At 36.8% G+C, this 25,768-nt stretch carries 31 protein-coding genes; 27 read left to right on the top strand and 4 right to left on the bottom strand.

Annotation, left to right across the window (positions count from 1 at the left end):
- Positions 1–17 precede the first annotated feature (17 nt).
- Positions 18–962: a DUF1385 domain-containing protein gene (locus ACX9YW_RS03425; protein WP_460341782.1), complete on the bottom strand. Its 945-nt coding sequence runs from the start codon at positions 960–962 to the stop codon at positions 18–20.
- A 232-nt stretch (positions 963–1,194) separates the two neighbouring features.
- Here ACX9YW_RS03425 and ACX9YW_RS03430 point away from each other — a divergent pair, with 232 nt between their 5' ends.
- The 4 genes from ACX9YW_RS03430 to efp all read left to right on the top strand — a co-directional run bounded on the left by ACX9YW_RS03430 (position 1,195) and on the right by efp (position 3,896).
- Complete coding sequence (locus ACX9YW_RS03430) at positions 1,195–1,701, top strand: YqhR family membrane protein (RefSeq protein ID WP_460341785.1); 507 nt, start codon at positions 1,195–1,197, stop codon at positions 1,699–1,701.
- A gap of 96 nt (positions 1,702–1,797) precedes the next feature.
- On the top strand, positions 1,798–2,244 hold the full coding sequence (gene aroQ / locus ACX9YW_RS03435; protein ID WP_460341787.1) for a type II 3-dehydroquinate dehydratase: 447 nt from the start codon (positions 1,798–1,800) through the stop codon (positions 2,242–2,244).
- Positions 2,245–2,248: 4 nt separating this feature from the next.
- Positions 2,249–3,310: a M24 family metallopeptidase gene (locus tag ACX9YW_RS03440; protein WP_460341790.1), complete on the top strand. Its 1,062-nt coding sequence runs from the start codon at positions 2,249–2,251 to the stop codon at positions 3,308–3,310.
- A 28-nt stretch (positions 3,311–3,338) separates the two neighbouring features.
- Entirely contained in the window at positions 3,339–3,896 is a 558-nt protein-coding gene (gene efp, locus ACX9YW_RS03445; RefSeq protein WP_460342327.1) for an elongation factor P, read from the top strand.
- Between the two features lie 119 nt (positions 3,897–4,015).
- On the opposite strand, the gene ACX9YW_RS03450 is transcribed toward efp, so the two are convergent.
- Both ACX9YW_RS03450 and ACX9YW_RS03455 read right to left on the bottom strand, forming a co-directional pair.
- Complete coding sequence (locus ACX9YW_RS03450; RefSeq protein ID WP_460341793.1) at positions 4,016–6,889, bottom strand: S-layer homology domain-containing protein; 2,874 nt, start codon at positions 6,887–6,889, stop codon at positions 4,016–4,018.
- Between the two features lie 69 nt (positions 6,890–6,958).
- Positions 6,959–7,759, bottom strand: coding sequence for a S1 family peptidase (locus ACX9YW_RS03455; RefSeq protein WP_460341796.1), 801 nt, complete (start codon positions 7,757–7,759; stop codon positions 6,959–6,961).
- A 192-nt stretch (positions 7,760–7,951) separates the two neighbouring features.
- Between ACX9YW_RS03455 and ACX9YW_RS03460 the strand changes: the two genes are divergently transcribed.
- The 13 genes from ACX9YW_RS03460 (at position 7,952) to ACX9YW_RS03520 (ending at position 17,634) form a co-directional block, all read left to right on the top strand.
- Positions 7,952–8,404 (top strand): PCYCGC motif-containing (lipo)protein, encoded by a 453-nt coding sequence (locus tag ACX9YW_RS03460; protein WP_460341800.1) that lies wholly within the window; start codon positions 7,952–7,954, stop codon positions 8,402–8,404.
- Positions 8,405–8,413: 9 nt separating this feature from the next.
- Complete coding sequence (locus tag ACX9YW_RS03465; protein WP_460341802.1) at positions 8,414–9,064, top strand: c-type cytochrome; 651 nt, start codon at positions 8,414–8,416, stop codon at positions 9,062–9,064.
- 251 nt (positions 9,065–9,315) lie between these two features.
- Complete coding sequence (locus ACX9YW_RS03470; protein ID WP_460341805.1) at positions 9,316–10,359, top strand: hypothetical protein; 1,044 nt, start codon at positions 9,316–9,318, stop codon at positions 10,357–10,359.
- Between the two features lie 13 nt (positions 10,360–10,372).
- Positions 10,373–10,849, top strand: a complete 477-nt coding sequence (locus tag ACX9YW_RS03475; RefSeq protein ID WP_460341808.1) for a cytochrome c maturation protein CcmE — start codon at positions 10,373–10,375, stop codon at positions 10,847–10,849.
- 10 nt (positions 10,850–10,859) lie between these two features.
- Complete coding sequence (locus ACX9YW_RS03480; protein ID WP_460341811.1) at positions 10,860–12,842, top strand: heme lyase CcmF/NrfE family subunit; 1,983 nt, start codon at positions 10,860–10,862, stop codon at positions 12,840–12,842.
- A 1-nt stretch (position 12,843) separates the two neighbouring features.
- Positions 12,844–13,395 carry a cytochrome c-type biogenesis protein gene (locus ACX9YW_RS03485; RefSeq protein ID WP_460341814.1) on the top strand — a complete coding sequence of 184 codons (552 nt, stop codon included), beginning with the start codon at positions 12,844–12,846 and terminating at the stop codon, positions 13,393–13,395.
- Between the two features lie 12 nt (positions 13,396–13,407).
- Positions 13,408–13,776, top strand: coding sequence for a hypothetical protein (locus ACX9YW_RS03490; RefSeq protein WP_460341817.1), 369 nt, complete (start codon positions 13,408–13,410; stop codon positions 13,774–13,776).
- Position 13,777: 1 nt separating this feature from the next.
- Positions 13,778–14,800, top strand: coding sequence for a hypothetical protein (locus ACX9YW_RS03495; RefSeq protein WP_460341819.1), 1,023 nt, complete (start codon positions 13,778–13,780; stop codon positions 14,798–14,800).
- 13 nt (positions 14,801–14,813) lie between these two features.
- The gene (gene ccmA, locus ACX9YW_RS03500; RefSeq protein ID WP_460341822.1) at positions 14,814–15,518 is read left to right on the top strand and encodes a heme ABC exporter ATP-binding protein CcmA; all 705 of its coding nucleotides are present in this window, start codon (positions 14,814–14,816) and stop codon (positions 15,516–15,518) included.
- Positions 15,515–16,195, top strand: coding sequence for a heme exporter protein CcmB (locus ACX9YW_RS03505; protein WP_460341825.1), 681 nt, complete (start codon positions 15,515–15,517; stop codon positions 16,193–16,195). Before ccmA ends, ACX9YW_RS03505 begins: the two co-directional genes overlap by 4 nt.
- A gap of 3 nt (positions 16,196–16,198) precedes the next feature.
- A complete protein-coding gene (locus ACX9YW_RS03510; protein ID WP_460341828.1) occupies positions 16,199–16,945 on the top strand; it encodes a cytochrome c biogenesis protein in 747 nt (248 codons plus the stop codon).
- Positions 16,946–16,958: 13 nt separating this feature from the next.
- Positions 16,959–17,084, top strand: coding sequence for a CcmD family protein (locus ACX9YW_RS03515; RefSeq protein WP_460341831.1), 126 nt, complete (start codon positions 16,959–16,961; stop codon positions 17,082–17,084).
- A gap of 37 nt (positions 17,085–17,121) precedes the next feature.
- On the top strand, positions 17,122–17,634 hold the full coding sequence (locus ACX9YW_RS03520; protein WP_460341834.1) for a TlpA family protein disulfide reductase: 513 nt from the start codon (positions 17,122–17,124) through the stop codon (positions 17,632–17,634).
- A gap of 84 nt (positions 17,635–17,718) precedes the next feature.
- Here ACX9YW_RS03520 and ACX9YW_RS03525 read toward each other — a convergent pair whose 3' ends face one another.
- Positions 17,719–18,387 carry an SIMPL domain-containing protein gene (locus ACX9YW_RS03525; RefSeq protein WP_460341837.1) on the bottom strand — a complete coding sequence of 223 codons (669 nt, stop codon included), beginning with the start codon at positions 18,385–18,387 and terminating at the stop codon, positions 17,719–17,721.
- A 174-nt stretch (positions 18,388–18,561) separates the two neighbouring features.
- Between ACX9YW_RS03525 and spoIIIAA the strand changes: the two genes are divergently transcribed.
- The 10 genes from spoIIIAA (at position 18,562) to accC (ending at position 25,757) form a co-directional block, all read left to right on the top strand.
- Entirely contained in the window at positions 18,562–19,485 is a 924-nt protein-coding gene (spoIIIAA, locus tag ACX9YW_RS03530) for a stage III sporulation protein AA (protein ID WP_460341840.1), read from the top strand.
- 1 nt (position 19,486) lies between these two features.
- The gene (gene spoIIIAB, locus ACX9YW_RS03535; protein WP_460341843.1) at positions 19,487–20,002 is read left to right on the top strand and encodes a stage III sporulation protein SpoIIIAB; all 516 of its coding nucleotides are present in this window, start codon (positions 19,487–19,489) and stop codon (positions 20,000–20,002) included.
- 18 nt (positions 20,003–20,020) lie between these two features.
- A complete protein-coding gene (gene spoIIIAC / locus ACX9YW_RS03540) occupies positions 20,021–20,227 on the top strand; it encodes a stage III sporulation protein AC (protein ID WP_460341846.1) in 207 nt (68 codons plus the stop codon).
- A gap of 14 nt (positions 20,228–20,241) precedes the next feature.
- Entirely contained in the window at positions 20,242–20,631 is a 390-nt protein-coding gene (gene spoIIIAD / locus ACX9YW_RS03545; protein WP_460342330.1) for a stage III sporulation protein AD, read from the top strand.
- Positions 20,632–20,655: 24 nt separating this feature from the next.
- On the top strand, positions 20,656–21,855 hold the full coding sequence (gene spoIIIAE, locus ACX9YW_RS03550; RefSeq protein ID WP_460341849.1) for a stage III sporulation protein AE: 1,200 nt from the start codon (positions 20,656–20,658) through the stop codon (positions 21,853–21,855).
- 9 nt (positions 21,856–21,864) lie between these two features.
- Positions 21,865–22,500 (top strand): stage III sporulation protein AF, encoded by a 636-nt coding sequence (gene spoIIIAF / locus ACX9YW_RS03555; RefSeq protein WP_460341852.1) that lies wholly within the window; start codon positions 21,865–21,867, stop codon positions 22,498–22,500.
- Positions 22,490–23,158 (top strand): stage III sporulation protein AG, encoded by a 669-nt coding sequence (gene spoIIIAG, locus ACX9YW_RS03560; protein WP_460341855.1) that lies wholly within the window; start codon positions 22,490–22,492, stop codon positions 23,156–23,158. Before spoIIIAF ends, spoIIIAG begins: the two co-directional genes overlap by 11 nt.
- A complete protein-coding gene (locus ACX9YW_RS03565; protein ID WP_460341858.1) occupies positions 23,159–23,701 on the top strand; it encodes a SpoIIIAH-like family protein in 543 nt (180 codons plus the stop codon).
- Between the two features lie 191 nt (positions 23,702–23,892).
- The gene (gene accB / locus ACX9YW_RS03570; protein WP_460341861.1) at positions 23,893–24,390 is read left to right on the top strand and encodes an acetyl-CoA carboxylase biotin carboxyl carrier protein; all 498 of its coding nucleotides are present in this window, start codon (positions 23,893–23,895) and stop codon (positions 24,388–24,390) included.
- A gap of 14 nt (positions 24,391–24,404) precedes the next feature.
- A complete protein-coding gene (accC, locus tag ACX9YW_RS03575) occupies positions 24,405–25,757 on the top strand; it encodes an acetyl-CoA carboxylase biotin carboxylase subunit (RefSeq protein WP_460341864.1) in 1,353 nt (450 codons plus the stop codon).
- Positions 25,758–25,768 lie beyond the last annotated feature (11 nt).

The raw sequence follows: 25,768 nt of genomic DNA on the forward strand, positions 1-25,768 counted from the left end.
ACCATTTTAAACTTACATTACACGATTTCTTCAGATTCTCCTTGTCCCTCTGCCTCTCTTTCGATTCGCAATAATTCATTGAAAGAAAGGATAGCAACTTCAACTTGGTCATCCGTTGGTTCTTTTGTCGTTAACAACTGAAGCCAAAGCCCTGGTAATCCTAAATATTTTAATACCGGAATATCTCTTAATTTATTTGTAAACTGCAACACTTCAAAGGATATTCCAAGCACTACTGGAATAAGAGCAAGACGATTTAAAACTCGTGCCCAAAGGGGGTCGGTTGGGACAAACATATAGACAAATACACCAATTATAACGGTAAATAAAATAAAACTACTGCCGCAGCGATAGTGAAGTCGGGATGCTGCCTGAACATTTGCAATCGTTAATTCTTTACCATTTTCAAAGGCGTTTATTACTTTATGCTCCGCACCATGATATTGGAACACCCTTTTCACAATTGGTGTCAGTGACACAAAATAAATATAAGCCAACAGCATGATCAGTTTAAAAAATCCTTCAATTAAAACTTGGGAAGCATGACTTGAAAAAATGGGACGAGTAAAATTTGCAAGAAAAACGGGCACAAGCGTAAAAATCACTTTTCCAAATAAAAAAGAAATAACCCCAATGACTGCGACTCCTAATATTAATTGAATTTTAGAAACCTCTTGTTCCTCAATTACTTGATCTTCATTTGGATTTAACCCAAATCTTTCAGTTGAAAAATTTAAATGTTTTGATCCATTGGCACTAGCTTCAATAATGGCGATAATCCCCCGCAAGAATGGAATCTTTTTTAGGGCAGTAAAAAAAGAGTTCGATTTTCTCGGAAGATGAAAATAATCGATGGATTGGTCATTTCGTCGTATGGCTGTTACTGTATGATGTTTACCACCAAACATAACTCCTTCGACAACTGCCTGCCCACCATAAACAGGTTTTTGCTGATTTGACATAATGTAAGAACACCAACCTAATATAATTTATAACAAGACAGATGTTTGTTAACTGCATTGTTGTATATACCTATATTCTACAGGAATAATCAAAAAACCTCTAGAAAAGACATGAAGTTTTTATTCATAATTCTAGTCCCTTTTGAAAAAGATACCTAATAATTTCACACTTTATGCAAATAATATGAAGAGAATTTGTACCATAATGCAAGATATTTTCGGAGGTGGAAGAATGACTGAGGATAAAAATAAACTAGAGCAAGATCAGCATGAAAAACCGATGTCCTTATTAGGTTTAACCGTTATCACTGGCTTATTTGGAGGGATTTTCTGGAGTGCTATTGCTTATTTAGCGTATTTATTTCACTTCACCAAAATACGTCCAAATGTTATTTTAGAGCCATGGGCGCTTGGAGCATGGAAAAATGGCTGGTTGGGAACTGTCATTAGTATTGTCATTATTGGCTTGCTCTCAATAGTTGCAGCCTTAATCTATTATTTCGTTTTTAGAAAATTTACCCAACTTTATATTGGAATCGGGTTTGGTATTGTATTATTTTTATTAGTTTTTTGGGTGTTAAATCCAATGTTTCCTGGAATTGAACCGTTGAAAGATTTGGGGAGAAATACCATTATCACCTCGCTTTGTTTCTATATTTTATATGGGGTATTTGTTGGTTATTCCATTTCATATGAATACAATGAAATTAAAAATCTTGAGGTTGCCAAACAAAAATAGCTTTCATTTGATTTGAATAGTAGTCGATTCGAAAAAAATTATGATAGAATGTCTTAGGGACATTCTATTTTAAATGGCATTTTGTGAGGGGTTACAGTGAAAAAAGTCTTATTGTTAAACGGCCCCAACCTAAATTTACTTGGTCAACGTGAACCGGGTATTTATGGGGCAACGACATTAAAAGATGTCGAGGCGAAGGTCAAATTATTTGGAGAAGAGTTGGGATTTGAAGTTACCTGTTTCCAATCAAATCATGAAGGGGAATTAATTGACCAAATTCATGAGGCTTTCTTCCAAGGGTATTCTGGTATCATTATTAATCCAGGAGCATATACGCATTATAGTTATGCGATTCGCGATGCAATTGCAGGGATTAATATACCAGTTATCGAAATACATATATCAAATATCCATGCCCGCGAATCATTCCGCCATGAATCGGTACTTGCTCCAGTCACGGCCGGTCAAATCGTTGGATTTGGGGTAAAGGGATACGAGATTGCTTTAATGGCATTAGGACATTTAAGTTTGGAGAGGGGATAAAATCGTGGAGAAGTTAGAAAGATTAAGATCTCGTTTTGCGGAGTTAAATATTGATGGACTGCTTATTGCTAGTAGCTATAATCGCCGTTATATTTCCAATTTCACAGGTTCAGCAGGGGTTGTCTTAATTAGTCAAGATAAAGCCCTATTTATCACAGATTTCAGATATGTGGAGCAAGCAACAAAGCAGTGTAAAGGATTTGAAGTTGTTCAGCATATTGGTTCAATTGTTAATGAAGTTGCCGAGCAAGCGAAAAAATTAGGTATTAAAAAGCTTGGTTTCGAACAGGATCATTTAACTTTTGCGACCTATAGTGCTTATCAAAAGGAAGTAGAAGGCGATTTAGTACCAGTATCCGGAGTAGTAGAAAAATTACGCTTGATTAAGACTTCTGCAGAGATTAAGATATTAAAGGAAGCAGCGGATATTGCTGATGCAGCTTTTAAACATATTTTAGACTTTATCAAGCCAGGTAAAACTGAGCTTGAAGTTTCAAATGAATTAGAGTTCTTTATGAGAAAAGCTGGGGCAACTTCTTCTTCTTTCGACATTATTGTTGCTTCAGGTTATCGTGGTGCTTTACCTCATGGTGTGGCCAGTGACAAAGTGATTGAATTAGGTGATTTTGTAACCTTAGACTTTGGGGCCTACTATAAGGGATATATTTCCGATATTACCCGGACTGTAGCAGTAGGCGAGCCTAAACAACAATTAAAGGAAATTTATGATATTGTCTTAGAAGCACAGTTAAGAGGGATGGCTGGCATTCAACCGGGAATGACTGGAAAAGATGCAGATGCCTTAACAAGAGATTATATCACTGAAAAAGGATATGGGGAAAACTTCGGGCATTCAACCGGTCATGGAATTGGTTTAGAGGTACACGAAGGACCTAGTCTTTCTGCAAAATCTGACTTGATTTTGGAACCGGGTATGATTGTTACCGTAGAACCAGGTATTTATATTCCTGGACTAGGTGGCGTTCGTATTGAGGACGATACATTAATTACTGAAACAGGCAATGAAACACTAACCCATTCCACAAAAGAACTAATCATTTTGTAGTAAATTTAGGAGGAAATTTAGTATGAGTATGACATCTGTTAACGATTTTCGGACAGGTTTAACAATTGAAGTGGATAACGGTATTTGGCGTGTAATGGATTTCCAACATGTTAAACCAGGTAAGGGAGCGGCGTTTGTTCGTTCGAAGCTTCGTAATCTTCGTACAGGAGCCGTTCAAGAAAAAACATTCCGTGCGGGTGAAAAAGTAGCGAAAGCTCAAATTGACAATCGTAAAATGCAATATCTTTATGCAAGTGGCGACCAACATATTTTTATGGACCAAGAATCATATGAGCAAATTGAACTGCCAGCTACTGCCATTGAATACGAATTAAAGTTCCTTAAAGAAAACATGGAAGTCTATATCATGTTATATCATGGGGAGTCTTTAGGGGTTGAACTTCCAAATACTGTAGTGCTTGAAGTAACAGAAACTGAACCGGGCATCAAAGGGGATACAGCTTCAGGTGGTTCCAAGCCAGCTACGGTAGAAACTGGATTAGTGGTTCAAGTACCATTCTTTATAAATGTAGGGGACAAATTAATCATCAATACCGTTGAATCTAGTTATGTATCTCGTGCATAGTTGAAAACAAATTAATTTAGGCTGCCAGTCATATCAGGCAGCCTGATTTTTTATTTGATTGGCTACCTATTATCTCTCCAAAAAAAGACTGTCCCAAAATGATTGGGACAGTCTTTTTATTATTTGCGTACTTCAACTGATGTTGCAGTTTGAATTCCGTTCTTTGTTACAAATGTAATAGTAGCAGTACCAGATTTAACACCTGTTACCACACCTTCAGTACTAACCTTTGCAACTGAATCATCGGTAGAAGCGAAGAACCCTTCAGGATTAGTGACCTTGACTCCATATTGGTCTTTAACTACTAATTTAGAAGCTAGATCTAATGGTGTATCACCATTTATAGTCAATACTTTAGTGTCTCCAAATGTTGCAGTAGATGCAACAGGTTTAGCATCGTCAACATTGACTGTAATATCAGCTAACTTTGTAGCATTGTTCCATAAGGTAATAACGGAAGTTCCTTTAGTTATACCTGAGACAACACCTTCTTTTGTTACTGTTGCAACAGCTTGATTAGAAGAAGTTGCATTCGTTACTTTGTTGTTATTAAGAACAACTGAAGTTCCATCAGCTAATTTTCCAGTTAATTTAAGTGTTGCGTTATAATCTTTGTTATCAGTATTATTTGCGAACAAAGTGCCAACCGCATCTACAGAGTAGCTAGTGATAGTAGCTGAATCAACCACTGCAAAGTTAACATTTACAGAAGCACCGTTTTTAAGCTCGAATTTCACAGCTTCAGTACCTGCAGTAGTTCCAGCTTTTACTGTAATTTGATCAGTACCTTTTTCTACATTAGCTACATCAAATTTGTTATCAACAGCAGTTACCTTAGTAATATCATCTGCTGATAATGAATAATCACGACCATATTGGTCTTTAGCTTTGATGTCAGAGTACTTAATTTCATGATTAGCTCCGGATTCGAGAGCCTTTGGTGTATCAATAGAAGTAATGACAGTTGGAACAGCTTTTGCTTCGAAATTAACAGTTACTGAACCATAAGTCACTGTCTCATCTTTATCTTTTAATGTTAGTGTTGCGGTTCCGGCTTTATCACCGGTTGTTACAACTTGCAATTTCCCGTTAACAATTGAACCAGTTACATCTTTGTTACTAGAAACGACCTTTACTCCAGATAAATCAGTAACAGGATCACCAAATTGATCTTGTGCTGTTAACGTTAGTAATACATCTTTATCCCCTGCAGCGATTAGAGCTGACGGTGTATTAACGGCAATTGTTTTTAGTCCAGAAGTAGCATTTACTGTAAGAGTTGTTGTAGATATATCACCTGTAGCGTTGATAATAGATGTAATAGTAACAGTTCCTGCTTTATTACCAATATCAAATGTCAAATCACCATTTGCATCAACTGTAAAACTGGTAGGATTAACAATCTCATTGTCAGTTGAAAGGAAAGTAATACCATCGAATTTACCATCTTTTAATGTTAATTTCTTCTCAGCACCATATTGATCCTTCAAAGTATATGGAAGTTTAACATCCTTAGTATTAATAGTGAAACGACTAGTGTCTTTTGGTAGGGCTGCTTGACCTAAATCCAAATCAGCTACAGCACTTGCTGCCACGACGGTTAATTCTTTAGTAGCCGTAACTCCTTTGTAGGTAGAAATAACACGAATTTTATCGTTAATCTTAGCATTTTCATCAGCATCAAGTTTAATTGTAATTTCATTTTTAGTTGCTGTTTTAGTAACTACACCGGTTAAATCTTTTCCTTGCGTTACATTATACACACTGAATACTAAATCATTCGAATTACCAAGTACTTCCATATCTGTGCCGTACTGATTTAATACTTTATAGGATACTTTGGCTCCGTCCATTTTCGCTACAGCTGAGTTTAATAACTCTACAGATTTAGCTACTTCAGCTTCTACTTTTACTGTTTGTTTAACATCTTGATCACCTAAACCAGTAACGATAACATCATAATCACCAGCAGGGATGTCAGAAGGAGCTTCTAAAACTACAGATTTCTTATCTTCAGACCAGTTGGCAGTAGTAAAATGTGTTGCTGCTCCCTTTTTCAGTTGAGCTGTTACTTTTGATGTATCTTTCACAGGAGCGCTAAAATTTACTGTCACTTTATTTACATCGGTCACATTTACACTTGAAACAGCAGCAACAACATCTACGACTCCTTTTTCTGCTTGAATCGTACGATGTAATAGCATCGCGAACTGCTCACGCTTTACATTATCGTTAGGAGCATAAGTGGTTGGTGTTGTGCCATTAGCCAAACCTAAATTGAACATAACCCCAATTGCATCTTCATGCCCACTGCCCTTTAAATCGGTAAAAGGAGCAGTCTTATCTCCTTTTAAGTCATATGCTCTCACCAATACTGTCGCTGTTTGGCCTCTTGTAAACTGGCCATTTGGATTAAAATTCTCCGCTTTATTAAATAATCCTGCAGCAGTTGCTGCCGCAATTTCCTTATAATACGGATGGGTTGTTGGGACATCTTTAAACCCAGGGTCAACAACATTGTCTGTTTTTAAATTAAGAGCACGAACAAACATGACAGCTGCATGCTGGCGGGAAATTTCTTCCCTTGGATGGAATCCATCCGGATATCCTTTAATAATTCCCGCTTGAACTAATGCCTGAATGGCCGGTGCACTTTCACGATTTGCCGCTACATCAGGGAATATTTGACTTTGATTTAATTCTGCTGCATAGGCCTTATTATCGGTACCTTTGAAAAGTCCTGTTACCGCTGGTGAGAAGGCAAAAGAAGTTAGTAGCATAGATCCTACCATTACTTTTACGGTTGCATTCTTAAGATTAGGTAGTTTGTGTTGTATGTAGCTACTAACACTATTATTTAATTCTTCCTTTGTTTCATTATCTGGGCTGCCTAATTCACGAGCAAATTCAGTTGAATGATGTTGAGCTAAATATACAATTAAAACATTCTCATTGCCTTGTTTTTGAAGTTCATGTCTAATAATTTGAACCATCTATATACCCTCCTTATTGTTGATTCTTTTGTATAATTTCCAAGATGATTAAAAATTATTTACCGTTTTTTATTTTTTATCAATTAATTCCAAAAGCTGCCTAACATTCTCAATTGGCACAGCTAGTCCAGAAGCCTTTTCATCTGCCGTCATTTTAGGGACTGTGGTAGCGTAAACCACAGCGACAACCTCATTTTTTTCAGTTAAGACAGGACTGCCACTGTTTCCACGATAGACAGGGGCGGAGATTTTCATAACAGGAGTCGTACGGTCAGCTATTAACCCAATTCCTTCAATTTCTCCTTCGTTGGCAATTTGCGAAAAGCTGAGAGGATTACCAATAACATAAATATGTTCCCCTTCTGTCCAGTTTCTTGATGGTTGTAACTTTAGTGTTGGTAAATTTTTACCATCAATTTCAAGAATGGCGATATCCAATTCAGGATTATTCGTTACAATATCACCTCTAAAAACCTTACCGTTTGGAAAATAAATTTCAATCGACTTCATGTTTTCAATCACATGCGAATTCGTTACGATTAATCCATCTTTCTCTATATTAAAACCAGTTCCTTTATAACCATCACCTTGAATCGTGACGACAGCTTGTTTTGCTAATTTGATGGTATCTCTTTGCGATAAACGATACGAAGTTTTAACAAACTCTAAAGCTGGAATGTTTATCACATTTGTCCAAATAGCTAAAACATTAATTAATAGAAGAAATGTCAAAAAAGTTATCCCAATTTTTAAAACTCTTTTTTTTCGTTTTTTTCTTTTTATGTCTTTTTCTGATTCTTCCTCAACAAGAAAAAAATCCTCTAATGGTGGGTCTTCGATATCATTTTTTTCATTTGGTTCTTGATTCATAACACTAGTCCTTTCCCAAACATCTTACGTTATTAATAAAGTTGGCCTCATCTCATTCAATTATGTAATGGATTATTTCTATTTACAATTTAAAAACGTCACTAATTAGTAATAATTCACATCATAAGAAGGCTATTTTATCTGCTAAAATGATTTTGAAAATACTATTTTTATTAGGAAGGGGTGACAGTAGTGAAAAAGTTAAAATTCACTTCACTCTTACTGACAGGGATTTTGACGGTAGGATTTGTTTCTGGGTGCAGTTCCAATAAAGAAGAGTTAAAGCTGGACCCAAAACATAAACCATTACCTGACTATGTGTTGAATTCATCAGCAAAAATTATTGAAACTTATACGATGGCAGCTACTTATCCGGAGGTAGTAGCGTCAGTCCCGTGTTACTGTGGTTGTTTCGAGCAAGATGGGCACGTTAGTAACTTAGATTGCTATATTGATCAACTTGGTCCAGATAATGCTGTAACTGAATGGGATTCCATGAGTATATCCTGAGACATCTGTATAGACATCGCCCGTGAGGCGGTAAAGATGCATCAGGATGGAAAAGATTTAAAGGATATTCATCGTTTAATAAAGATGAAGTACCAAGATTTTGGAGAGCCGACCCCAACACCTGAACCGAAGTAGGGGATAAATATGAAAAAATTATTAATTGGTATTTATATTCTTATCACTTTAGGAATCATTTTTCTACTTGTTCAAATAATTCCTAAAGAAGAGAAAGATTTTGAGGCAATCCAAGCAGGAGAAAAGCTGTATGTACAAATGTGTGCTGCCTGTCATGGAAATACTGGTTTTGGTGAAGGTGCCAAGGAAGGTACTGCCCTAAATAATCAACAGTTCCTAAATTCGGTATCAGATCAAGATTTGTTTAATTATGTAAAGTTTGGTCGAGAAGGAACACTTATGCCTAATTATATGCACCTAAAAGATGATCAAATTAACAAAATCGTTGCTTTTATGCGTAATTGGCAAACGGAAAATATTGAATTTGAAGTACCGGAAGCAATTGAAGGTGATATGGTAAACGGCGAAAAAATCTACGGGCTATATTGTTTAAGCTGCCACGGTGTTGAAGGAGTAGGGAAAAAGAAAATGGGGACAGCCCTTACAAATCCACAATACTTAAAATACACTACTGATCAGCAAATTTGGATTGGAACAGCCTATGGTCGGGATAAAACGAGAATGGCAGCATCTTTAGAAGGCTTAGAAGGAGTACGCCAATTAAGTAAGCAAGAAATATCGGATGTTATTACCTATATTAGATCGATAGAGAAGAAGTAAGGACCTTGTAACGATTACAAGGTCCCTATTTTTTTAGTTTGAAATTATTACTTTCAAATCCATCTTTGGGTAAATGTGAAATTTTTTTGAAAAATTTATGGCAAATTGGAAACGATTTCTCCCCTTTAACAAAATGTTCAATACTGGTTCAACTATGAATAGGTCTTTGAGATTATATTTATTTCAAAGAGGACTATAGTGAAAAGGTTAGAAGACCAATGTTGGGGAGTTTTCTAATGAGGAGGATTTACATGTTGAAAAAAATGATGGCTTTTCTATTAATGGCAGTACTTGTAACTAACATATCATTGCCAAATATTAATGCGGCTGAGAATTTTCCAGCCGAGAAATTTCCGTATCAGGAAATGCAGGTCCAAGTTATGCCTGAATTTGACTATCCGGAGAATTGGCCGAAAGATAAACCAGCACTGCTGATTGGGTACTTTGGAACCTTTGTTAATAAAAGTGGCGCGAAATATGATGGAGAGATTTCCTTTCCGCTTCCAGTTGATGAGCCGGATTTTGAAGTCTACTTAGCTGCAGAATTTCCAAAAGAAAATCAACCAGAAGTTCAAGTCGATTACCGGATTGATAAAGAACAAAAGATGATTTACTGGAAACCTACGAAACCTATTGAAAAAGATGCCATCTATAAATATGTCATTGAATATTATTCAAATCCGATAGATGTACAGGATCAAAAATCGTTTCGTTACTCCTTTAACTCACCTGCCGATATGGAGCAATTAGATATCGTCGTTTATGCACCAATTAATGCTAAGGATTTTAAGATGGAACCGAAAGCGACCAGTGAGACGAATAGTGAATATGGAGAAGAGATTCATTACTATCAACTAAAAAACATTAAAAAAGGTGCTGATTTGGCATACAAGGCCACCTACATTAAAAAAGATCATACATCATCAATGTCCGTTATTAAAACACAACAACCTCCAATAGATGAAAATCATCAAGGTGTAACCGCCACCGAGCAGGTACTTAAAAATAGTAGTGGTTCTAAAAATACGAACAATCGACCAATCATTGATACAACAGGGGCAATCATTATCGGGATATCTTTAATCATCATGGGTGTATTTATCTTCTTTGGCTTTAAGGGAAAAGGAACAGCACCTACACCAAAAGGGCGCAACACTCAACCTATTGTGAGAACTTCAAAGATAAATAATAAACAAGATCCGAAGCTTGAAGATAAAAAACAACTAAGAAAAATGCTATTGTCAGGTGAAATTGATCAACAAACGTACGATGAAAAAATAAAAAAATTAGGTTAGGAGAGATAGGAACATGAAAAAAAATACTATGGTTTCAATAGGTGGCTTGGTTATTACAGGTGCAATTGTATTTTTATTAATGGCTGCTACTCCTGGTTCGAGTGGTGTGGAAATTACGCTTAAGGAACTTACAGAAAATCAACAAAAATATGAAGATAATTTCGTCACTGTAGAAGGATTTTTAATCGAGGACTCAATCGAGTGGGATGCTGACAAAATTGAACTTCAATTTAAGGTAATAGATAACAATGGTAATACTCTCCACGTTATCCATAACGGAGTAAGACCTGATAATTTCACGGATGGTGTCATAACCATCCTTCAAGGAAATCCTTCGAAAGAAAAAGGTGAGTTTATCGCTGAAACGGTAAAGACTAGATGTCCATCTAAATATGAAGGTCAGGATATGGAAAATTATGATCCGGAAACTCATAAGGACAAATTAAATAAACCTTCTTCTGAGACTGAAGGAGAAAATACGTCAAAGTAGGTGACTCAAGATGTACTTAGTCGGGAATTTAGCGATATATTTCGGTTTTGCCATTGCCATTTACTCTTTATTGGTAATTATTGTTGGAATCTATAAGCAAAATCAAAAGTTAATTAATAGCGGTAAGGGTGGGGTATTAGCTGGTTTTATTTGCACAGCGGTCGCTTCGGCAGTCCTTTTGTACTTACTTGCTACGGAGCAGTTTCAATTTCAGTATGTACATGACTATACGAGTAGTGAATTACCACTAATTTATAAACTAACTGCATTTTGGGCGGGTAACTCTGGTTCACTGTTATTGTGGTCATTCTTTCTTAATATGTATACGGCCATGATTGTGTTTTCAAAGAAAATGAAAGGAAATCCGATGGTTCCTTACATTGCTGCTATTTTACTAACTAATATCATTTTCTTTTTCTTTATTTTAGGATTTGTAGCTAAACCGTTTGTGTTACTGGATGAGGTTCCAATTGAGGGGAAAGGCTTGAATCCAATGCTTCAAAACCCCGGAATGATCGTTCATCCGGTTACCCTATATCTGGGGTATGTTGGTTTAGCCGTACCATTTGCCTTTGCGATGGCTGCGCTAATTATGAAAAATATGGATGATTTTTGGATTAAGATGACTCGCCGCTGGACGATTCTAGCATGGTTATTCTTAAGCTTAGGGAATATTCTTGGTGGTCAATGGGCTTATGTGGAATTAGGATGGGGAGGCTACTGGGCCTGGGATCCAGTAGAAAATGCTTCATTTATGCCTTGGTTAACAGCAACTGCCTTTCTGCATTCTGTAATGATTCAAGAGCGCAAAAATATGTTAAAAGTGTGGAACGTTAGCTTAATTGTTGTTTCGTACGCCTTGACTCTTTTTGGAACTTTCCTTGTTCGAAGTGGAGTATTAACATCTGTTCACGCATTCGCAGATTCAAATCTTGGTTTATATTTCCTCATTTTCATGGCATTTGCCGTATTAGGCGGTCTTTATGTATTAATGAGTCGCTACAATTTAATTAAGCGCGAACAAGGGCAGTTTCATTCTTTCTTATCTAAGGAGAGTAGTTTTTTAGTTAATAACTTACTATTAGTCGGGGCAGCGTTTGCCGTTTTCTGGGGAACTATTTTCCCTCTAGTATCGGAAGCTGTTCGTGGAACGAAAGTTACTGTCGGTATTCCGTTTTTTAACGCAGTACAATCGCCGATCCTTTTATCTATGATGTTTGTAATGGCCGTTTGTCCATTAATTGCATGGCAACGCTCTAGTGCAAAAAATTTAAAGAGAAATTTCCTATATCCATCAATCGTTGCAGTAATCGCGATGGTTTTAATGGTTGTTTTAGGGATTAGAAAAACATGGGCAGTCATTGGTTACGGAGTTATTGCTTTCTTATTAATTACACACTACCTCGAGTTTTACCGTGGCGTGAAGGCTCGCAGAAAAATGACTTCTGAGAGTATCCCAGTAGCTTTATGGCGATTAATGGTTCGCAATCGTAGACGCTATGGTGGATATTTAGTACATTTAGGAATCGCCTGTATCGCCATGGGGATTATCGGTTCACAAAACTATGATCAAGAAACAATGAAAACAGTTGAGTTTGGAAGTTCAATTGAAATAAAGGATTATAAAATTGTCTATGAAAAATTAGACCAAAAAACCGAAGGTATCAATGACATCATTTATGCAGATTTAAGGGTATTCCGAAACGGGAAACCACAAGGAGTAATCCAACCAGAAAAGGTTTTTTATGGAAATTGGGATCAACCATCTTCAGAGCCTGCCATCATTAGTTCATGGAAAGAAGACCTTTATATTGTTCTAAGTGCTTGGGAAAATGATGGTCGTGCAACTTTTATCGTAAAGGTTAATCCAATGATGAACTGGTTATGGATTGGATCAATTATTTTAGTAATTGGTTCACTGTTTGCCATTTGGAACGGGAAGTATGGAAATATTACCCCAAGATATCTAGGTTCAAAAAGAGAGGTGTCTTAATATGAAGTGGCTCTATCAATCTATTACTCTTTTTGTATTACTGATATTACCTTTTACCACATGGCAGCAAGTTTTTGCTGAAGACCAAAGCAAGAACACGGAACAAACAAAGGCTAAAGCTGAATTTGATTACAAATCACCTGAATTCAAAGCGGTTGCATCCCAGTTTAAATGTACCTGTGGATGCGGCCAAGATCATTATGAATGTGATCCCAGTACATGTAATTTAACTACTGAATGGAAAGCTGACTTTGTTGAAATGATGAATCAAGGTATGGATAAGGATGAAATTCGGAAATATTACGTTGATATTTATGGTGAAGAAATCCTTACTGCTCCGGAAAAAAAGGGCTTTAGCTTAACAGCTTGGGTATTGCCATTTGCTGTATTAGCAGGAGCAGGTTCAGGCGTCTTCTTTGTAATCCGTAAGTGGGTAAAGAGAAGAAACATTGACGATGATTCTAACATTTTCGATGAAAGCTCAGTAAAAGATGAAACCGAAAACGAGATTCTTCAATCGATGATCGATGAGGAACGTAAAAAGTTCTTTTAGGATGTGAGTGAAATGGAAATTTCAGTGCTATCAATGATTACTTCAGCTGTTTTAGTGCTAGTTTGTATGTTTCTTGTCATTTCACCATTTTTTAGAAATGAAATGAACCTTTTTCATACGGCACCTGATTTAAAGGCACATGAGAATAAAGCAGCTTTAATGACAACCCTTAATGAAATTGAATTTGAACATAAAATGCAAAAAATATCAGATGAAGACTATAAAAAGCTAAAAAGACAATATGAGATTCTCATTTCTGATTTGATGAAACAAGATGAGCAGCTGGATAAAAATAATATTAACCACAGTGCTCTAAAAGAAGTAGAGGCGGAAATCGAGGAAGAGCTCAAACGAAGACAACTGGAGCAAAGGAGGAAATAAAATGAAGAAGTATTGGTTTAGTTTAATCATTTGCTTCCTTCTTGCTCCTTCATTGATGGTTTCTGCGTTTGGTAATTCATCAGTGTACGTAGAAATGGAATATGTCATCATTCGACCTGGGGATGATGGTAAGACGGCAGTCATGCATATGACAACTGTAAAAAACCTACTTGAAGAAGATTATATCGGAGAGAAAAACTCGAATAAGGTATTAACCGTCCATATCCCAAAAGGTGCTACTAGTTTACAAGTTCACGATAATTCCTTAGGAATGGCTGAAACCGATTTTGGCTTTACTACAACAAAGGCAATCCCAGCCAAGGAGTCTATCGTCATTCCTTATAGCTATTGGTTAGACAAACAACAGAAAGAAATTGAACTAAAGTATTCTTATCCAGTTCAGGGATTGCAACTACTCGTACCGGAGAATTCGGGCAGTTTAAATATCGAAGGTTTAGATTACACCATTGAAGGTTTATTTGAATTCGAAGGACAAAATTATTATGGCTATAATCTTAGTGGAATTGATGCAAACGAATTAGTAAAAGTTGTTTATGATTCAAGCAAGCAGCCTTCGCCTGATGAAATACAGCCATCTGTTGATAACGAAGCAACCAATGAAGGCACGGGAACAACAAATTCAGCTGTAGGAAATATTACTCATCAAGCACCGGTTTTCCATAATCCAGGCCATATTCGAATGTGGTATCAATCACCTTTAAGCGGATTTGAGCCGCATGTTTTAATGGGTGTTCTCGTAGCAATCCTTATTGGCGGAATTAGCTATTACTCTTATTTTAGATGGAAAAATAAATTGGCTGAGGATCAAAGGCTTTCGGATAAGGAAGAACAAGCTTTCTTACAATTAATTGCCAAGCGTAAGGCAATAATGGATAAGATCGTTGAATTAGAAGAGAACTATTCCGGAGGTCAAGTTTCGGATCATGATTATCAAACGAAATTAGAGGCATATAAGTATCACCTCCTACAGGTCAAATTGAACTTACAAAAATATACCGAGTAAGGAGGGAAATAAATTGATTCAAACAAATCAGCTTATCAAACGAGTTGGCGATAAAGTCATTCTTAGAGGAGTTAATTTATCAATCGAGCAAGGACAAACGGTTGGAATTTTAGGGCCCAATGGCGCTGGAAAAAGTACAATATTAAAAGTGTTGGCTACCTTAATAAAACCAACAAGTGGGGAAGTAATCATAAACAATAAGGATTTAAGGAAGAACCTGTTAGAAACTAGGTTTCTTATCGGTTACCTTCCCCATGCAAGTCTTTTGTATGATCATTTGACACCTTTAGAAAATCTAGTTTTCTTTGGAAAGCTCTATGATGTTAAAAATGTTGAGCAACGAGCTAAGGATTTAATTGAAAAGGTAGGTTTATCGTTTTTCATCCATGAACCTGTTAAAAGCTTTTCAAGGGGGATGATACAAAGGATTGCCATTGCACGGTCGATTATTCATCAACCGCAAATTTTATTGCTGGATGAACCACATACAGGTCTTGATCAACAGGCTATCGCTATTTTAAATAAGGTCATTTTAGAAATGAAAGGTCAGGGAACCACAACGGTTATGGTTACCCACGATTTTAAGCAAGCAGCTGAAATTTGTGACCGGATTATCATCGTGAAAAACGGTAAGATTGTTGATGATTTTATAATAGAAGAAAATAATATAGATTTTGTTTTTGAACAATATGCTCGACAAACGGAGGGGGTATCATGAGCCTTTTCAGGAATGCTTTCTCTATCGCATGGAAGGATTTATATTCGGAGTGGAAGACAAGGCAAGTCCTTACCACGATGATTATTTTTGCTGGGTTAGTCATAATTGTTTGCAGCTTTGCATTCGATCCCGCAAATAATACTACAAGAGCAGTAATCCCAGGGGCGATTTGGATCATCATTGTTTTTTCAGGCATTCTGGGGCTAAATCGCTCGTTTATATCTGAACAAAAAAATGATAACCTTCATGGTTTAATAACAGCACCATTAGACCCGGCAAGTATTTATTTGGGGAAATTTCTAGCGAATTTTATCATGTTATTGATAGTAGAAATAGTGGCAATCCCCTTCCTATTTTTACTATTCGATTTTAGGCAAATGGGAAGTTTTCCTTATTTTCTACTAGTTTTATTGATTGGTAGTTTCGGTTTTGTAGCGATTGGTACTTTTTTAGCAGCATTAGCTGCCAATTCCCGTAGTAGTGAAATGCTATTGCCAATTATGTTATTTCCGCTTGTAAGTCCCATTCTAATTGGTGCTGTTCAGGCAACAAAAATCATTTTGACGAGTATCGATAAGCTGCCAAATGCTATTTCCTGGATGCAATTAATCAGTGGATATAACGTGATATTCTTTGTTCTTTGTGTTTTATTATTTGAATACGTTTTGGAGGTGTAGAGGATGAAGATGGGGTCAAATTTAAGCCAAGAACCATTATCAAAGTTAAATGATTCAAATGTACACCGTTTCCTTGTTTGGGCTACAGTATTTTCCCTTTTTACTTCCCTTTATTTAATTTTTATTTATGCACCACTTGAGAAAACGATGCGTGAGGTACAAAAGATTTTTTACATCCATGTGAGCTCTGCTTGGGTAGCTTTCCTAGCGTTCTTCGTTGTATTTATTTTAAGTATTCTGTTTCTCGTTACTAGGAAAAGAATTTATGATATTTATGCAGGTGTTTCTGCTGAGATTGGGGTAGTTTTCACAACCATTGTAATGACTACAGGTCCCATTTGGGCGAGATCTTCTTGGAATACTTGGTGGGCATGGGAACCGCGACTGACAACATCTTTAATTCTTTGGTTCATTTATTTAGCGTATATCATGATCCGTCAAATGGATGGCGCATGGGATAAAAAAGCAAGACTATCAGCAGTCTTTGGGATTATTGGTTTCATCGATGTTCCAATCGTCTTTATGGCCATTCGTTGGTGGCAATCCAAATTCCATCCAATCGTTTTTGGTGACGGACCAAGCCAAAAAGGTGGAGGGGTTGAACCTGAAATGCTAGTGGCGCTAATTGCTATGACATTTACTTTTACATTATTTTATGTTGTTCTTTTACAAAAAGGAGTTACTATTCAAAAGGCAAAAATCAAAGTGGAAAATTGGAAAGAACAATTAAGAGAAAAATTGGTGAGCTAAGGAGGAGTTTGAAATGGCTTATATGTTAGCTGCTTATTCAGTTGCTTGGGTGATTATCTTTGTTTACTTGTTATCGATTGGGAAACGGCAAAGTAAGATTGTAAAAGAAATGGAATTTATAAAGGAAATGAATAAGTAAGGTTTATGTTAAAGCCCATTTATTTAGGGGGATGCGTATGAAGAAAGAAACAATTATTAAATTAGTTGTCTTAGCGGGAGTTATGGTCGTATTTATCTTCTTTTCCATAGGTTTACGCGAGCAAGGAGCCGCAAAAGCGGGAGTTGGAGACCCGGCTTTTAACTTTGAACTAGAAGATTTAGATGGAAACTTACAAAAATTGTCCGATTATAAAGGTCAAGTGGTTGTCGTAAATTACTTTGCCACCTGGTGTGCTCCTTGCGTTGAAGAGGCACCCGAATTAGAATCCTTTGAAAAGGAGTACGGGGATCAATATAAATTGCTAATCATTGACCGTGGTGAAACAAGAGACCGTGTCAAGAAATATGTGGATAAATATCAAACTACTTCCACCTATTTATTTGATTACAACCACAAGGTTTCCAAAGAATATAATGTAGTCGCACAACCTGAAACTTTTATTATCGATAAAGACGGTATTATCCGGGAGCATTATATCGGACCAATTAGTAAAGTTGACCTTTATGCATTAGCTTCTAAATATCATTAGATGAATCTAGTAAAAAAGCAAAAGATGCCTAAATCTTTTGCTTTTTTATTCGTTTTCATGTCATTTATCCTCGAAACATAAAAATTAAGTGTATCGGTACTTTACTAATACTTCCGCACTAAACCGAAGAATTCCTGGCTGAAATTGTTCTGTAGATGCTCCTTTTACAAAGGTCATTTGGGGTTCTATCAGGCCAAAGGATCTTTTAACCTCTTCCACACGCAGCGGTGTTGAATTCCATTTTACTTTTAATTCATTCACGATTGTTTCAGCCTTTTCATGAGCATTTCGTAATGCTTCTTTAAGGGCAAGTAAATTAAACTGTTCGGGTTCTAATACTTTAAATTGAACATTTGAAACATAATTGGCTCCAGCCTCTATAACTCTATTAATTATTTGCCCTAATTGATTGACATGATTAATCATCACCTTTAGCAGTGTTTGAACTCGATATCCTCGAAAAACTTGTTTCCCGTCAATATAATCGTATTCACTAGTTACTTGATAATCAAAAGTCTGAACACTTTTTGAAGGGACTTGAAATGAAGTTAACACAGAAATGATACGAGAAATTGTTTCCGAATTTTCATTTTGTACGGTATTTAAATCTTTTCCTTCTGAAATAACCCCGAAGGTCGCTGATACTACATTCGGAGTTGCCGTAACAGCTCCTTCTCCCATCACCTTTATAATCTTTTCTTTCTCGATGTTTTGATTTCGATAGACAGTTGAATATGGATAATCATAGTACATGTATCTTCCTCCCTATTTCTTCCTATTTAATATGTATTGTCATCTTCAAATAATCATTCAGGAAAACATAAACCTTTTAAAACTATTAACTTGAAGATAATTGTTACAATTGATAGTCATAATGTGGCCAAGCGTACCATACATTTTAAATAAAAGTACTGCAAGGAGGATCATATGGAAACTGTCCTATCCTTTTTACCAAAAATGATTGTCGAGCAATTAAAGCCGATTCCTCCTGATCAGCAAAGTCAAATTGAGGAAATTCGGATTAGGATTAATCGCCCGATTGAGGTAACGATGGGAGAAAAAACGATTTTTCTCCCTTATATTGTGAAGAACGAAGATGCTTCTCAATTATTAAACAAAATTAGTCACCATTCCATATATGCCTTAGAGGAGGAATTAAAAAGAGGCTATATTACCATACCAGGTGGCCACCGAGTTGGATTAGCGGGAAAAGTAATTTTGGATATGGGAAAGGTCAAAGCATTAAGAGATGTGTCATCGTTTAACTTTCGGATTGCTAAAGAGAAAATTGGTATTGCTGCCCCCCTTATCACAACTTTATTTGATCAACAGTGGCAGCATACGATGATTATTGGTCCGCCACAAACAGGAAAAACAACGCTTCTACGCGATATAGCTAGAATTATCTCAACTGGTGTTACATCTAAAGGCATACCCTCGCAAAAAGTTGGGATTGTTGATGAGAGGTCTGAAATTGCAGGATGTGTCCAAGGGGTTCCACAGCTAACTTTCGGCCCGAGGGTGGATGTATTGGACGCCTGTCCAAAGGCAGAAGGAATGATGATGATGATTCGTTCAATGAGTCCAGATGTATTAATTGTCGATGAAATAGGGCGCATAGAAGATACTGATGCCATATTGGAAGCTGTTAATGCCGGAATTAAATTAATCATGACTACTCACGGCGAAACATATACAGAGATTCAAAAGCGGCCAAGCCTAAATCAGATTCTGAAACTTGGAATATTCACCCGTTATATAGAATTAAGCCGAAGCAAAGGTCCAGGCACTATAACTACCATCAAGGATCAAAATGGCCAAGAGATTTCAAGAAAAGTGAGAGTGACATAAAATGATGAAAATCATCGGCGCGATATTCATTATTATCGCAACGACTTGGACAGGCTTCGAAGCATCAAGACATTTAAGTGAAAGACCTAGACAGTTAAGGCTATTAAAATCTGCCCTACAATCTTTAGAAGCAGAAATCATGTACGGACATACTCCACTTCATGAAGCAGCAAGGAGGCTAGCCTCGCAATTGGCCAAACCAATTTCTTGGTTTTTTGAGTCCTTCGCAAAAAAACTAACTGAAACGGATACTACAGTTAAGGCCGCATGGGAGGAAAGTCTTCAGGAAATTTGGAAATTAACGGCTTTTAAACAAGCAGAATATGAAATTATGAGGCAATTTGGTGAAACACTTGGACGTCACGATCGCATTTCCCAACAAAAGCATATTATGCTGACCCTCTCTCATTTAGAAAGGGAGGAAATGGAGGCTAGAGATAGGCAATCCAAATATGAAAAGATGGCAAAAAGTCTGGGTTTTCTATCGGGATTATTACTGATCATCTTGCTGATGTAGCACTTAGGAGGAGTAACGATGGGGTTAGAGGTTGATATCATTTTTAAAATTGCCGGTGTGGGAATTGTAGTAGCATTTTTACACACGATATTAGACCAAGTTGGAAAAAAAGAATACGCCCAATGGGTAACTTTATTCGGGTTTATATACATTTTGTTCATGGTCGCTTCCATTGTTGGCGATTTGTTTCAAAAGATTAAATCAGTCTTTTTATTTCAAGGATAAAGGGGGCAACTACCATTGAAATTTTACAAATTATTGGTATTGCATTAGTAGCCACCTTTTTAGCTTTAATCATTAAAGAGCAAAAACCAAATTTTGCGTTTCTTCTCATTTTATTTGTTGGATGTGCCATTTTTTTATTTTTAGTTGACCAAATTTATGCGATTATTCAGATGCTCCAAAGGATTGCTGCAAATGCCAATGTCAATCTTATTTATGTTGAAACCATCTTAAAAATCATAGGTATCGCGTATATAGCGGAGTTTGCCGCACAGATCACGAAAGATGCTGGACAGGGGGCTGTTGCCTCGAAGATTGAATTAGGTGGGAAAATTTTGATTTTAGCAATGGCGATACCGATTCTAACAGTCATGATTGAAACGATTATTCAGCTAATTCCAAATTAATTATTCCAAAACTTGAGGTGTACCATGAAACAAAGGCTACCTACCATCCTACTCTTACTAGTCCTAATTTCTTATTTTTTCACACCAGTTGTCCAAGCTACCGAAGAAACAAGCCCAGTGGAGTCACCCAAAACACCTCAGCAATTGGTGGAATCTCAATTAGATTCTTTAAACCTCGATGAACTAAAGCAGTATTGGGACGACGTTACCCATCAGTACGGGGGATTTTTACCTGAGAGTCAAAAAGGAAGCCTATATGATTTTATCAAAGGGGAAAAGGAATTTTCCTTCAAGCAATGGTTTTCTGGATTGACCAAGTTTGCCTTTCAAGAATTTATTATGAATGGGAAATTATTAGGATCTTTAATCCTGTTGACAATACTAAGTATGTTCTTGCAAACATTGCAAAACTCGTTTGAGCAAGGAACTATTAGTAAAGTTGCCTATGCGATTGTCTTTATGGTTCTAATGATTATTGCCTTAAACAGCTTTCATGTGGCGATTGACTACGCTATGGAAGCGATAAACACCATGATTTCATTTATTTTGGCATTAATCCCGTTACTTCTCGCATTGATTGCTTCATCTGGCGGGCTAATTTCAGCAGCATTCTTTCACCCAGTGATTCTATTTTTAATGAACATGAGCGGGGTGTTTATCCAGTATGTAGTTTTGCCAATGCTTTTCTTATCTGCACTTCTAAGTATCGTTAGTACCTTAACAGAGCATTACAAGGTTACCCAATTAGCTAATTTATTGCGAAATTGGAGTATTGGTTTACTTGGGTTGTTTTTAACGGTTTTTTTAGGAGTTATTTCAGTCCAGGGTGCCTCGACGGCAGTCACAGATGGAGTGACCATTCGAACAGCAAAGTTTATTACTGGAAATTTTATTCCGGTCATTGGACGGATGTTTACAGATGCCACCGACACGGTGATTAGTGCATCGGTTTTGCTTAAAAATACTGTCGGAATTGCTGGAGTTGCGATCCTTATTCTAATCTCTGCTTTTCCGGCAATTAAAATATTAATGATTGCCTTTATCTATAAGTTTGCAGCAGCAATTTTACAGCCGCTGGGTGGTGGTCCTGTCATTTCTTGTTTGGATATTATTAGTAAAAGTGTGATTTATGTGTTTGCCGCCTTAGCAATTGTCTCCTTAATGTTCTTTTTAAGTATTACTGTCATAATTGCAGCAGGTAACTTAACGATGATGATGAGGTAGGTGAAATAGATGCAATTTTTAATAGAATGGGTCACCAATATTATTATCTTTATCTTAATAGCAACAGTCATTGATATGCTTCTTCCGAACTCTAGTTTACAAAAATACACGAAAATGGTGACTGGACTATTACTAATCGCCATCATTCTTACACCTGTATTGAAGTTGATTTCGAAAGACTTTGAAACGACATTGCAATCAATTCCTATTTTTTCGAGTGCAAACGAAAAAAATATGGAAAATTTAATAGAAATGAAGAAAAAAGAAATACAAGCCTCCAATCGTGCATATATTTTAGAAACAATGGCTGTCCAACTAAAAGAGGGCACGAAAGAGGAGTTGATGAATCAATACGGCTTAGAGGTTGCAAATATTGAGATTCAGTTTGATGAGACAAACAACGAGTCTTTCCCTGATAACCTTCAAAAGGTCATCGTTCACATGAAACAGAGTGTAGAGGAAACGAATGTTGTTGAAGTCATCCAGCCTGTAGAAATCAACACGTATCAACCCCGTCAGGAAACAAAGCAATTACCAGCCGAAACGAAAGAAATCGCCTCGCTTCTAGCTGATAAATGGAATGTAACAGAAGACGCAATTGAAGTTTTGATTGAAGGGGAGGTGACAAGAAGCAATGGATCATAAAGGACCTTTTAACTGGATTAAGGAATGGCTATCCAAAAAAGAAAGTCATAACAAAAAGAATACAAAGTACCAATACTTACTGATCGTCGGGCTTTTCGGAGCAATGATCATGCTCATCAGTAATATGTTTCTATCAAATTACCCTAAACCAAATGACTCGATAACAACATTTCAAAGTCAAACTGTTCAAGGCGAAGATATAGAAACATTCGGTTCAAAATCAAATGGCGGTGGAAATTCATCCATTGTGGATTATGAAAATGCTTATGAGGCTGAATTAAAAGAAGCGCTAGAGCAGATGCTTGGCGTAAATAAGGTGGCAGTTGTAGTCAATGTTGACGCAACTGATCGAAAGATATTAGAAAAAAATAAAAACACCACACAGCAAACAACTGATGAAACTGATCGAGAAGGTGGAAAAAGAAAGGTTGAAGAAACCTCCATAAATGAGGAGTTGGTCATCGTTCGTGGTGGCGATAAGGAAGGACCAATCCTCATCGAAACGAAAAAACCGGCCATCCGTGGAGTTCTAGTTGTAGCTGAGGGTGCCGAAAATATTCAAGTAAAAAAATGGATTATTGAAGCAGTTACGAGAGTACTGGATGTACCAAGTCATCGAGTAGCTGTTATGCCAAAAAAATCTAAGGGGGATTCCTAAATGTTATTGAAAAAACAAACAGTCTGGTTATTAACAATGCTTAGCCTAGTGGTCGTATTATCGGTCTATTACATTACTTCTCCTGAGCAAAAGATGACGGAAATGACAACAGTTGAAGAAAATCAACAAGGTACTAAAAATGAGGACCTAAATAAGGCTGGAGAGGTAACATCTTCTACTACGACTGATGAAGCATTTGAAGTTATTCGCATGAATTTAGAAGATAAACGCAGTCAACGAAAAGAAGATTTAGAGAAAATAATGGCTTCTACTGATTTACCGGCAGAGCAACGTAATAAAGCCGTAGCCGAATACAATCAACTTGATGCGATTTCTAACAATGAGGAATTGTTAGAAACAATGATTACTGCGGCTTTAGGATATGAAGATGCTTTAGTTCGCTTTACCGATGATGATAAAGTTTTGATAACTGTAAAAGCCGAAGAAAAATCTGCTAAAGCTGCTAATGATATTATGAAACTAGTTCGAGATGAAGTAGGTTCACTACAGTATGTGACAGTTGATTTTAAAATTGTTCAATAAATGGATTAGGAAAGTCAGAGATGACTTTCCTTTTTTTGTTTCAGTAAGGCTAATTATGTGTATACATAAAATATCGAGTTCTTTATTGAACTTTGATAAGAAATTATCGTATAGTATTAGTAGCTAGTCATAAAATTTTACGATGAAAACAAATATGCATTTTGATTAACAGTAGATAAGGAGTGTTTTTCGTGTTAAAAGTTCAAGAAATTCGTGAGCTCATTAAATTAGTCGATCAATCAAGTATTGATGAATTTGTTTATGAAACTGAAGGTTCTAAAATAAAAATGAAGAAAAAGGGTACTGAGGTCGTAACAGTTAAAGAGACCCAGGCAGTAGTGGCACAGCCAGTTCCAGTCCAAAGGGTTGTTGAACCTGTTGCTAGTGAAACAGTTCAAGCTGCTTCGATTCAACCTGAAAAGGTAACTGTAAATGAAGATACAGCTAACCTACATAAAATTACTTCGCCAATGGTAGGAACGTTCTATCAAAAACCATCCCCGGATGCGGACAATTATGTGAAAGTTGGTTCTAAAGTTTCAAAGGATTCTGTCGTTTGTATAGTAGAGGCAATGAAACTGTTTAATGAAATAGAAGCTGAAGTAAATGGTGAAATTGTTGAAATACTTGTGAAAGACGGACAATTAGTTGAATACGGCCAACCACTTTTCTTAGTAAAGCCTGAATAAGGAGAAATCTGCGTATGATTAAAAAATTATTAATTGCTAATCGAGGAGAAATAGCTGTACGGGTCATTAGAGCATGTCGTGAATTAGGGATTGATTCGGTAGCCGTATTCTCTGAAGCCGACCGTGAATCATTGCATGTTCAATTAGCCGATGAAGCTTATTGTATTGGACCGACCTCTTCCAAAGATAGTTATTTAAACTTTACAAATATTATTAGTGTAGCAAAATTAACCGGTTGTGATGCCATTCACCCTGGTTATGGATTTCTAGCAGAAAATGCTGACTTTGCTGAGCTTTGTCGTGAAGTGAATATTACTTTTGTAGGTCCTAGCCCAGAAGCGATTACGAAAATGGGAACAAAGGATATTGCAAGAGAGACGATGGCAGAAGCTGGTGTGCCCATCGTTCCAGGTTCGAAAGGAATTATCAAAAATATCGAAGAAGCGATTGAACTATCTAATAAAATTGGATACCCTGTCATTATTAAGGCAACAGCCGGCGGTGGTGGTAAAGGGATCCGGGTTGCCAAAAATGAGCAAGAATTAATCAAAGGCATAAATATTACTCAACAAGAAGCGGCTACCGCATTTGGAAACCCTGGAGTGTATATTGAGAAATACATCGAGGACTTCCGCCATGTTGAAATTCAAGTGATGGCAGATTCCTTTGGTAATACCATTCACTTAGGTGAACGTGATTGCTCCATCCAGCGTCGTTTACAAAAGCTGTTGGAGGAAACTCCATCTCCTGCACTTGACGGGGAGACGCGTGAAGAAATGGGTAACGCAGCTGTTAAGGCTGCAAAAGCGGTTGAATATACAGGTGCAGGAACGGTAGAATTTATTTATGATTATCGTAATCGCAAATTCTACTTTATGGAAATGAATACCCGTATTCAGGTAGAACATCCTGTCACTGAAATGGTAACAGGTGTTGACCTGATAAAAGAACAAATCCGTGTTGCATCTGGTGAAAAGCTATCATTGACCCAAGATGAAGTAACATTCAATGGTTGGGCTATTGAATGTCGAATTAATGCTGAAAACCCTGAAAAGAATTTTATGCCATCACCAGGAAAGATACAGATGTATTTACCACCGGGTGGATTAGGGGTAAGAATTGATTCGGCTGCTTATCCAGGCTATTCGATTCCACCATATTATGATTCAATGATTGCAAAGGTCATTACTTATGGAAGTACTCGGGATGAAGCAATTGCAAGGATGAAACGTGCCTTAAGTGAGTTTATCGTCGAAGGAATTCATACGACCATTCCGTTCCATCTTAAGTTATTGGAGCATGATAAATTTGTTGAAGGTCAGTTTAATACAAAGTTTCTTGAATTATATGATGTCATGAAATCATAAAATTTAAAGGA

The sequence above is a fragment of the Pseudoneobacillus rhizolycopersici genome (genome assembly GCF_054786815.1).